This is a genomic window from Chryseobacterium artocarpi, assembly GCF_001684975.1.
Lineage (GTDB): Bacteria > Bacteroidota > Bacteroidia > Flavobacteriales > Weeksellaceae > Chryseobacterium > Chryseobacterium artocarpi.
In genome coordinates, this window is record NZ_MAYH01000023.1 from 766,849 (window position 1) to 776,571 (window position 9,723).

A 9,723-nucleotide genomic window follows, 5' to 3' on the forward strand; every position below is an offset into this window, starting at 1 on the left:
TCAATCATTTTGCATCTGCGCGTTCCACATGAAAAAATATTTCTCAGATTTTATGTGGAATTATTTATTATTTTCGATAAGATTTTTATAGGTATTCAAGCGGTCTTCTTCCCTGTACATATTGCATAATAAAAGAATATCGTCCGTTTGATATCTTTCTGAAACCATTTGTAACTGATGAAAAACAGATTGGGAATTTCCCCAAATAATTCGGTCCAAAACAGTAAAAAATTCTTCCTCATCTTTGGTTCCCAATATTCTCTGTTCAATCATGTCAGCGGATAAAACAGGTTCCGGACTCACCAATTGTCGTGACTGCAAAAACTGATATGCCATCCCATACGCATTTCTCTTTGCCTGTTCTGAGTTTTCAGCAACAGATACGGCAACAGCAACCTGTAGAGAAGGTTTTGAAGCATATTTCGTTTCATCAAATTCTTTGAGATAGTTTTCTGTAACATCCCTTCCATTATCACTATTCATGAAAGCGGCAAAAGAGTATCCTACACCATGATTCGCAGCTTCATTTGCAGAAGTCATTCCTGATCCCAGCCAAAGAATTTCCGGTAGATTTTTTATTTGAGTTGGCTGTGCAATAAGCCCTTCATATATTCCTTTTTCTTCCCTGATGTATTGAATAATTTCTTCCAGTTTTGTTTCCAGATTAGATAAAGTAACCGGTTTATGATTATTCAATGCCATTACAGCGTCTTTCAATCCTCCGGGAGCTTTTCCCAATCCTAGCATAAAACGTTCAGTATATAATGTTGCCAATAGTTTTGCCCATTCAGCGATCTTATAAGCGGAATAATTCCTCATCATAATTCCTGCTGTTCCTACTTTTATTCTTTTCGTTTTACTTAAAACAATGGCTGCCAGAAGTTCAGGGCTTGAGCTTCCATATGCCATTACTCCATGATGTTCAGAATACATAATACTGTGAAAACCTGCTTCTTCTGCAAATAAAGCAAGATTAATACTATTTACTAATGCCGATGCTGCGGAAGAGTCACTATGACTAACGGGAGATTGGTCTAATATACCTAATTTCAGTTTCATACTGTTGAAATAAAATGGTGAATCAACGGTATTGTGAAGGTATGAAAAAGCTTTTATATAACCTGATATTATTCTTTGGGTGGAAAAACTATACCTTCCTCTTGAATCAGATCGTATCCGAACTTCATTATCGTTTCTATAACAGGAATAGATTTTTTCCCTTTTTCGGTAAGGCTGTATTCTACTTTCGGCGGAACTACAGGATATACTTCACGATGGATCATTTCTTTACTTTCCAATTCTCTAAGCTGGCTCGTCAGCATTTTATCCGTGATATGGGGAATGTCTTTTTTCAGTTCACTAAAGCGAAGCGGTTTCTCCTGTAATCTCCAAAGAATTGGCATTTTCCAGGTTCCGCCAATGTGACTTAAAGCAAATTCAATAGGTGTATAATACAATCTTTTATCATGGAAAAATTGAGGCATAATAATCGTTTTTCAAGTTACACTTTCAAAAAGGTAAGTATAGAACTAAAAGGTAAGTATATAGCTTTCCGATAGTTCATTTTGCAAATTTGCACAAAAAATTATGAAATCGAAAAGAAATCTTTATGTGCTTGCTCTGGGAGTATTTGGAATTACGACTACAGAGTTTGGAGTGATTGGTGTATTGCCGGAAATTGCATCTGCATTCCATATTTCCATTGAAAAAGCAGGTTGGTTACTGAGTGCTTTTGCATTGATTGTAGCAGTTTTTGGTCCTTTTATGCTGATGGTATTATCATCATTCAAAAGAAAAAAATTATTGGTTGTCTCTTTACTTATTTTTGCAGTTGCCAATATTCTTTCTGCTTACATTTCAAACTTTTATTTATTATTAATTGTCCGAATAATTCCCGCATTTTTTCATCCTGTTTACTGGTCAATAGCTTTATCTATTGCTGAAAAGACCTCAAATTCAGAAAATAAATCCAAAGCTGTAAGCATCATTTTTTCAGGGCTTACCCTAGCTACTGTTTTAGGTGTTCCATTGGCTACATTGATGTCTGATCTGTTTTCCTGGCAATCCTCTTTTTTGCTTACTGCTTTCATCAATATCATAGCATTCATGGGAGTTCAGTTTCTACTTCCATCCATGGAGCAAAACAATGAATCTCATATAACGTTTACTACTAAAATTTTCAACAGTAAGCATCTATGGATCAATTTATTCATTGCATTTTTTACCATTGCAGCGATGTATTCTACTTATGGATACATGGCAGACTTCCTGAAAAGTGTAACACAGATGAACGGTAAGCAGATCAGTATCATGCTCTTTATGTTTGGAACAATAGGAATTGTCGGGAATAAAATTGCAGGGAAATATATGAGTCCTTTTCCTTTTCAAACCACTTTTCTTTTCCTTATTCTATTGTCCCTTGTTCACATACTGATCCATTATTATGGAAACTTTTTTGTTCCTATGGTCTGGATCATCGGATTCTGGGGACTGATTCACTCCGGAGGTTTCCTGATCAGTAATATCAATGTCACTTCTTCTGTGCCTGATTCCTCAGAGTTTATCAACAGTATTTTTACTTCATGCGGAAATTTTGCAGTGACGGCAGGAACTTTATCCGGGGGATTCTGGATTTCCCATTATGGCATTGAAAATATCATCTGGTCCAGTATTATTCTTATGACATTCGCTATGATTTTTCTATTCATCAAAAAGATATTGAAAGACTCCTGATCTAAAACTTAAGGGTATTCAACTGGCTGAAATCTTCTTTATTATAAACCTTTTCGATCTTTCCATTTTGCAGTAAAGCAATTTTGTCACAAGTATGAAAAAGAGTTTCAATGATATGTGAACTTATGATTACTACTTTGTTTTCAGATTTTAGCTGTCCTATGATATCGTAAAGAATATGAACACCTTCAAAGTCTACTCCATTGAACGGTTCATCCAGAATATTAATCGGTTTATCCAGCATCAGCATACCGATAAGGGCAAGTTTTTTCTTCATTCCACTGGAGTAATATTGTACATATTTTTTCAGTGGAAGGTTGAATTTTTTAATAATTTCCGAAATTTCGCTTTCCTTATTGGATGAGAAATAAGCAAGATATTCTTCTCCGGTGATATAAGGATAAAAGTAGTTTTCCGTTTCAAGATAAGAGATCTGTCTTCGTTGTAGCCGCTCATTCTTCCATTTTATGTTTCCTGAAAATTTTACGGTTTGATATACAGATTCAAATAAAGTAGTCTTTCCAGCTCCATTTTTCCCAAGGACTCCTAAGATACATCCTTCTTCTATAGACAGATTCAGGTCGTTTAATACTTTTTGATTTTTAAACTCAACATTTACATTTTTAATCTCCAACATAAGTTCTTATATTATGATTGGCTGCCTTCATACTTGATCTCAGTATTAAAACAGCAGGAATAATGGTCATACAACATACAAAATATTCCAGATATACTCCGATACCGTAATCACCGTTTTTATTTTTATGGTTATAATTTTTATATTTTCTGGTAAGGATCAGCAGGAAATAAAGGTTCATAAAAGCAAAATAATACAATATATAAAAGCTTTCATAAGGATTTAAAATCAAAAAAGAACAGTAAACCGGCAAAAGCAGAATATTAAAAAACAGGGAATTTTTTCGTATTTTTTCCTTTAAAGTGTACTTTTTGAAATACATTTCGAGCATTTCTTTATTCTCATGAGGTTCATAGATATGAGAGATATAATCCAGTACAAAAACTCCTGCCAGAATCAGTGTTGCCGGATGATAGGATGAAAGCAGGACGATTACAAAACCAATGATGCCCATCCAGCTGTTCTTCCGCAGAAAGCCTTTCCATTCAAATAAATTATCAGGAATAAAATTCCATTGTAAGGTAGCTCTCGGCTGTGTTCTCGGAGAGATAAATGCGAATAAAACCATTAAAGCATAAAGCCCTAGTCCTATTTTTTCAATCGTATAATTGATATTTCCCAGCAGTAAAGCACTATATATCATTGTTGCTTCCAATACAACAACCCATCTCCAGCTTTGTACAAAAACCTTCTTTAGAAAAGGAATGTCTTTTCTTTCATAATGAAACAAAATGATGAGTCCAAAAAACATCCCGGGATAGTAATAGTTTTCAGGTAATTTAACAGCGATTAAAGCACCAAGGACGATTAAAACAGGAACACTGCGCCTGGGATTCAGGTTCAATAGTCTAAAACACTGTCTGAATCTGAATTGAAAGTGGTTTATTAGTTTTTCCAAAAGTTACTGATTCTCTTTTATTTAATCGGTTTTATCATATACAGTTTGCTCTGTCGCGTCGTAAAGAGCTGAAAGTTAAGATTTTTATCTTCAAAATAAAAATAAGGGAAATATTGTTTTTCAATCTCTGCCTTTAGTTTGCTGATATTCTCACCTTTAGTATTATAAAATTTTTCGGTAGGAAAATCTTCTTTAAATGACATTTCTTCTTTAAATTTTAAGGTATCTCCTTTTATCATAAGCTGAAAATATAAATCTCCTGTCCAGGTCTTTGAAGTTGAGGATATAGCTCCTCCTGATGCGCTGGAAGTAAATTTATCCAATTCTTTTCTTTGGAAATACACCGGCATGATGTTCGGATAGCGATTGGGCTGCAGCTCTCTTTCGCTAAAAGATTGTTTTCCGAAAAGACTGTTATTATATCCTGGATTTCTATCTGAGAAATATCCGTTTTTCAAAGCTTTAGTATTGGTGAAAAATTGATACCATTTTCCGTTCATATAATAGGTGATAATTCCTTCCGAACCGCTTTTACTATCTCTTAAATACCCATCCGCTTCCTCAATGATTTTATGATATAAGTTGACTTGCTCATCTTCTCCCCATTTCAGATCTTCATTCAGAATAATCATAGGTTTGCGTAATGTATCACCGTCTTTTATCCAGGTTTTATAATATTTCTTTTCGTAATTCACGATAAAATCACCGAACAGCAATTCTTTCCAGTTCTCCCGTGTAGCTTTATAAGTATATTGGTCTATAATATTTCCATCTTTATCCAGCTTATAAAAATGATAATCTATATAAAAACGGGTACTTCCCATTTCCCCATCCGTTTCTATTTCTTTCTGATTTCTGTCCTTAGGGATTTCACTGGTCACTATAATTACATTTCCATCAGAACTTATAAAATGCTGTATTGTTTCATAGCTATTCCACATCAGCTTTATTTCATGATGCCCGAAAGTGATGTGATCTGTAGTATTAATATCTTTATAGCTTTTATATTTCTCAGGTAACTTGGAAGTATTCATTTTATTAAGCAAATAAACATCTAACCCGCCAAAATTGTAAAGAAAAACAACAGCCAACAAGAGGACAGCTCCGATGATAAGCAGTATTTTTTTCATTTGATGCTTCTGAATATTTAAAGATAATTAAAAACTATTCAAAACCACGGAAAACTTTCGTGATGATATTTTGGAATACGGTTAGAAAAATAACCGCAAAAAACGGAGATCAAGACCTTTGGTTATCATCATATTTGTATAGTTCTTTATAATACAAAACCCTTGCTGTTGGCAAGGGTTTGTTTTTTATGCTGATCAGTTTAAATAACAGAATTATTCCTGCATTATTTTTTGAACCTCATCAAATTCACTTTCAATCACGGTATCTGGTTTATAAGTCAGTGATGAAACAACAATATTTGTCAATAAAGAAAGCGTAAACCCTGGAATAATCTCATACCAATGTTTTAATGGGTGATCAAGATATACCCAAGCCAATACAGTAATACCACCTACCAGCATTCCTGCAAAACCTCCCTGCCACGTTGTTTTTTTCCATAAAAGAGATAAAAGAATCAACGGACCGAATGCTGAACCGAAACCTGCCCATGCATTCCCAACAAGATTAAGAATACTATCTTTTGGATCTAATGATAAAAGAACGGCAATCACTGCTACCAATAATACGGAAACTCTGCTGGCAATCAATAATTGTTTTGAGGTTGCTTTTTTATTCAGAAAAGCTTTATAAATATCTTCTGTTAAAGAACTTGATGTAACCAATAACTGAGAAGAAATAGTGCTCATTACAGCTGCAAGAATAGCAGTAAGTAAGAATCCTGCAATAAACGGATGGAATAATATACGGGAGAAATAAATGAAAATAGTTTCAGCTTCCGTCTTTGATCCATCAAATTTCATCATGGTTTCTACATCAAATTTTTGCAGATAAGCAATTCCTACCAAACCAATAGCCAAAGCTCCGGCAACGGTAAAAATCATCCATGTTATCCCAATTCTTCTTGCCTTTACAAGGTCTTTCGGCTTATCAATAGCCATGAAACGTACCAAAATATGTGGCTGACCACAATATCCTAATCCCCAAGCAAGTAAAGACACAATGCTCACAGTAGTTGTTCCTCTGAACAGATCCAGATATTTAGGATCTTTAGCTTCAATCAATGAAATAGTTTCTCCCACTCCTCCAATCTGGGTAATTGCCACAATAGGAACAATCACCAATGCCAACACCATAATGGTGCCCTGCACAAAATCGGTAAGACTCACCGCAAGAAATCCTCCTAAGAATGTGTACAACACTACCACAAGACTTGTCAGCAACAGTCCTACAGTGTAATCCATTCCAAAAGCAGATTCAAACAATTTCCCACCGGATACCATTCCCGCAGAAGTGTAAAGTGTGAAAAATACCAGAATAAAAATAGAAGATGTGATCTTCAGAATATGATTTTTGTTTTTAAACCTGTTCTCGAAAAATACAGGTAAAGTAATTGCGTTTTGGGCTACTTCAGTATAAATTCTGAGCCTAGGCGCCACAATAATATAATTAAGAAATGCCCCGATCGTTAAACCTATCGCGATCCATGAACTGGAAATCCCGGACAGGTACATCGCCCCCGGAACCCCCATCAGTAACCAGCCGCTCATATCTGCAGCTCCTGCAGAAAGGGCGGTAACCGCAGCACCCATTTTCCTTCCTCCAATTAAAAACTCTTCTGAATTGCTTGTCGATTTTCTATAAGAATATACGCCTATACCTATCATTAACAACAGATACAACCCCACAGAAATCCCTTCGTATACTTGCATATAATTTTTTTTATGAAGCCCGAATATAGCTATTTTTTGAAAAATGAAACAGGCTTTATTTCATGATAATTTTAAAGCAAAACACAAAAACAATTACAATTTTTCAACTAAAAAGACAAATAAAATTAAATCAACACTTAACCAGCATGTGTAGTACATTGAACCAGCTTCCCATTATATCATCAAAAGCAATCATACTGCGATTTTTAAAATTATTTATAATAATTCCAAATAAACGACACTATTTACATTTATTCTCATAAATATTTAATATTTTAGCCTAATAATTGAAGCGAATGGGAATACTCCTTAAACCTATTGATATTGTAGATGATATTTCACAAGAAGAATTCTGTGAAAAATATCTAAAGCCATGTAAGCCAGTGGTAATCAAAAATATGGCAAGAAAGTGGCCTGCTTATCAAAAATGGACAATGGAGTACATGAAAGAAGTTGTGGGTGATGTGGAAGTGCCTTTATATGACAGTTCCAAAGCTGATCCTGCAGCACCGATCAACACTCCGACTACCAAAATGCCTTTCAAAGATTATGTAGACCTTATTCAACGTGAGCCTACTGATCTTAGAATATTTTTCTTTGACCCTATTAAATTTGCTCCAAAACTTCTGGATGATTATATCCCGCCTAAAAACCTGATGGGTGGCTTCCTTGATAAGTATCCAAGTATGTTCTTTGGGGGAAAAGGTTCTGTAACCTTTCTTCATTATGATATTGATATGCCTCATATTTTCCATACGCACTTCAACGGAAGAAAGCATGTCCTTCTTTTTGAATACAAATGGAAAACACGCCTATATAAGCTTCCTTACGCAACTTATGCCCTGGAAGACTATGATATTTCCAATCCTGATTTCGAGAAGTTCCCGGCATTAGATGGTATTGAAGGGATTGAATGTTTCCTTGAACATGGAGACACCCTATTTATGCCTACGGGATGGTGGCATTGGATGAAATATCTTGATGGTTCATTCTCTATTTCTCTTCGTGCCTGGGATAAAAGCTGGGCGGTAAAAGCTCACTCTCTTTGGAACCTTGCTGTTCAGCGTAATTTTGACAATTTCATGAAGGGCAGGTACAAAAAAAGATATATGGACTGGAAGGAAAGGAAAGCAGTCGAAAATGCCAATATTGCTTTAAAGAAAGGACTTCCGAGATAAACCTCTCTAATTCACCGGTTTTATGATCTATGCAATCTAAAAATTATTTAAATTGCATAGTAAACCTGTTCCCTTAATTCCCGGTGTATGTTCGAAAAACTAATTGATAGCTTTGAGAAGCTTTGTCTGCAGATTATTATTGAAATTTTACTGGTTCCTGTTACAATTTTTAAACTGTTTCAGGATCCAAAACGTTGTTATGATCTATCCGTTCATGAAATGGAAAAGGAAGAAACAGATCGTTTTCATGATTACCTTTCTCCTATCAAGCTTTCTGTATATACTTCTGTAATTGTTTCCGTTCTCTTAATGGATTACAGCGGGGAGCAAAGTTTTATTTCAAAAATTAAGGGGTTAAGCATGGTAGAAAAAGCCTTGTTTATCTTTCTGATGAATAATTTCACGGCTGTAGTTTTCAGTATCTTATTACTGGGGTACAAAAAAGAAAAAGTAAATACAATAACTTTTAGAACATTACTATTTTCTTTTATTTATACTACCGTATACACTTCTACTCCATTCTTTATTATCATTCTTTCTGCTATGTTTTTGGGCCAGACAGTGAACGTGCAATCTTATTTAGATCACATTGATAAGCTTACTGCATCTGGAGATTATAGTGTAAGGGATTATATTTTTTTCATTATTTTTATTGTATTTATGATTCTGGGTGTTATAGGATTGATAAAATTATTCAAAGCACTTCATTACATTCTCAAAGAAAATTTTCGCTATCATCCCTATGTTGTCTGGTTCTTTACTTTATTGTTTTTCATTATACAAGTTTACTATGCAAGAGGTTTTATATAATATACTTCAAAAGTTTACTGCTTTAAGCTAAAACTATCCTTATTCTCTTCTTTAAAATATCATAGACAGTCTTCATTTTTTACGTTAAAATTAATACTTCAAACAATAAAAAAAACATCAAATAACTAAAATACAACAACTTAAAGAAAATACACATTTACAAATGTACACATATAGTAACGCTTCTGTATACAAATAGTAGACTATATTTTTCCTCTCAAAAACCAAGGTATTCTTAATATTGTGAAAATAAATTACACATTTTATGAAATACAATTTTTTGACTTTAGGATTAATCCTTTTTGCTGTGAATGCTTTTGGTCAGGTGGGTGTAGGAACCGAGACTCCTGCCGCAACTTTAGATGTAAAAGGAAAAGAAACCAGCACCTCTGCTGTTGACGGGCTTATAGCACCTAGAATTTCTTTAGCAAATCTTAATGCAAAATCTACAGTATATACAGCTGCGCAAACAGGTACTATATTGTATGTAAACGACCTTGCAGGTTCCACAGGTTCCGGTGCAACAGCCAACATAGACTCTGTTGGATACTATTACTTTGATGGAAATCTTTGGAATAAATTTTACAAACAACAACCCTGGCTGGTACAAGGAGGAACAGGTGTGGC

10 protein-coding genes are annotated in these 9,723 nt (G+C 34.5%); 4 read left to right on the forward strand and 6 right to left on the reverse strand.

Annotated features, from left to right (window positions below; all coding sequences use genetic code 11):
* Window positions 1-60: 60 nt before the first annotated feature.
* Together BBI01_RS11510 and BBI01_RS11515 are read right to left on the reverse strand one after the other, a co-directional pair.
* Complete coding sequence (locus BBI01_RS11510) at window positions 61-1,059, reverse strand: MsnO8 family LLM class oxidoreductase (RefSeq protein WP_065394790.1); 999 nt, start codon at window positions 1,057-1,059, stop codon at window positions 61-63.
* 68 nt (window positions 1,060-1,127) lie between these two features.
* Entirely contained in the window at window positions 1,128-1,484 is a 357-nt protein-coding gene (locus tag BBI01_RS11515; protein ID WP_065394791.1) for a winged helix-turn-helix transcriptional regulator, read from the reverse strand.
* 103 nt (window positions 1,485-1,587) lie between these two features.
* Here BBI01_RS11515 and BBI01_RS11520 point away from each other — a divergent pair, with 103 nt between their 5' ends.
* Window positions 1,588-2,733 carry an MFS transporter gene (locus tag BBI01_RS11520; RefSeq protein WP_065394792.1) on the forward strand — a complete coding sequence of 382 codons (1,146 nt, stop codon included), beginning with the start codon at window positions 1,588-1,590 and terminating at the stop codon, window positions 2,731-2,733.
* Window position 2,734: 1 nt separating this feature from the next.
* On the opposite strand, the gene BBI01_RS11525 is transcribed toward BBI01_RS11520, so the two are convergent.
* From BBI01_RS11525 to putP, 4 genes are all read right to left on the reverse strand, one after another.
* Window positions 2,735-3,370, reverse strand: coding sequence for an ABC transporter ATP-binding protein (locus BBI01_RS11525; RefSeq protein WP_065394793.1), 636 nt, complete (start codon window positions 3,368-3,370; stop codon window positions 2,735-2,737).
* Complete coding sequence (locus tag BBI01_RS11530) at window positions 3,357-4,268, reverse strand: hypothetical protein (RefSeq protein ID WP_065394794.1); 912 nt, start codon at window positions 4,266-4,268, stop codon at window positions 3,357-3,359. Before BBI01_RS11530 ends, BBI01_RS11525 begins: the two co-directional genes overlap by 14 nt.
* 17 nt (window positions 4,269-4,285) lie before the next feature.
* Window positions 4,286-5,398 (reverse strand): hypothetical protein, encoded by a 1,113-nt coding sequence (locus BBI01_RS11535; RefSeq protein ID WP_065394795.1) that lies wholly within the window; start codon window positions 5,396-5,398, stop codon window positions 4,286-4,288.
* 213 nt (window positions 5,399-5,611) lie between these two features.
* The gene (gene putP / locus BBI01_RS11540; RefSeq protein ID WP_065394796.1) at window positions 5,612-7,108 is read right to left on the reverse strand and encodes a sodium/proline symporter PutP; all 1,497 of its coding nucleotides are present in this window, start codon (window positions 7,106-7,108) and stop codon (window positions 5,612-5,614) included.
* Window positions 7,109-7,404: 296 nt separating this feature from the next.
* Here putP and BBI01_RS11545 point away from each other — a divergent pair, with 296 nt between their 5' ends.
* The 3 genes from BBI01_RS11545 to BBI01_RS11555 form a co-directional block, all read left to right on the forward strand.
* Complete coding sequence (locus BBI01_RS11545) at window positions 7,405-8,286, forward strand: cupin-like domain-containing protein (RefSeq protein ID WP_065394797.1); 882 nt, start codon at window positions 7,405-7,407, stop codon at window positions 8,284-8,286.
* Window positions 8,287-8,373: 87 nt separating this feature from the next.
* A complete protein-coding gene (locus BBI01_RS11550) occupies window positions 8,374-9,096 on the forward strand; it encodes a hypothetical protein (protein ID WP_065394798.1) in 723 nt (240 codons plus the stop codon).
* 265 nt (window positions 9,097-9,361) lie between these two features.
* Window positions 9,362-9,723, forward strand: a 362-nt coding sequence (locus tag BBI01_RS11555) for a phage tail-like protein (RefSeq protein WP_498365969.1), incomplete at its 3' end; no start/stop codon positions are given.

Coding starts and splice junctions, on each gene's coding strand:
- BBI01_RS11510 (WP_065394790.1), bottom strand. CDS start 1,059: ATGAAACTGAAATTAGGTATATTAGACCAATCTCCCGTTAGTCATAGT.
- BBI01_RS11515 (WP_065394791.1), bottom strand. CDS start 1,484: ATGCCTCAATTTTTCCATGATAAAAGATTGTATTATACACCTATTGAA.
- BBI01_RS11520 (WP_065394792.1), top strand. CDS start 1,588: ATGAAATCGAAAAGAAATCTTTATGTGCTTGCTCTGGGAGTATTTGGA.
- BBI01_RS11525 (WP_065394793.1), bottom strand. CDS start 3,370: ATGTTGGAGATTAAAAATGTAAATGTTGAGTTTAAAAATCAAAAAGTA.
- BBI01_RS11535 (WP_065394795.1), bottom strand. CDS start 5,398: ATGAAAAAAATACTGCTTATCATCGGAGCTGTCCTCTTGTTGGCTGTT.
- putP (WP_065394796.1), bottom strand. CDS start 7,108: ATGCAAGTATACGAAGGGATTTCTGTGGGGTTGTATCTGTTGTTAATG.
- BBI01_RS11545 (WP_065394797.1), top strand. CDS start 7,405: ATGGGAATACTCCTTAAACCTATTGATATTGTAGATGATATTTCACAA.
- BBI01_RS11550 (WP_065394798.1), top strand. CDS start 8,374: ATGTTCGAAAAACTAATTGATAGCTTTGAGAAGCTTTGTCTGCAGATT.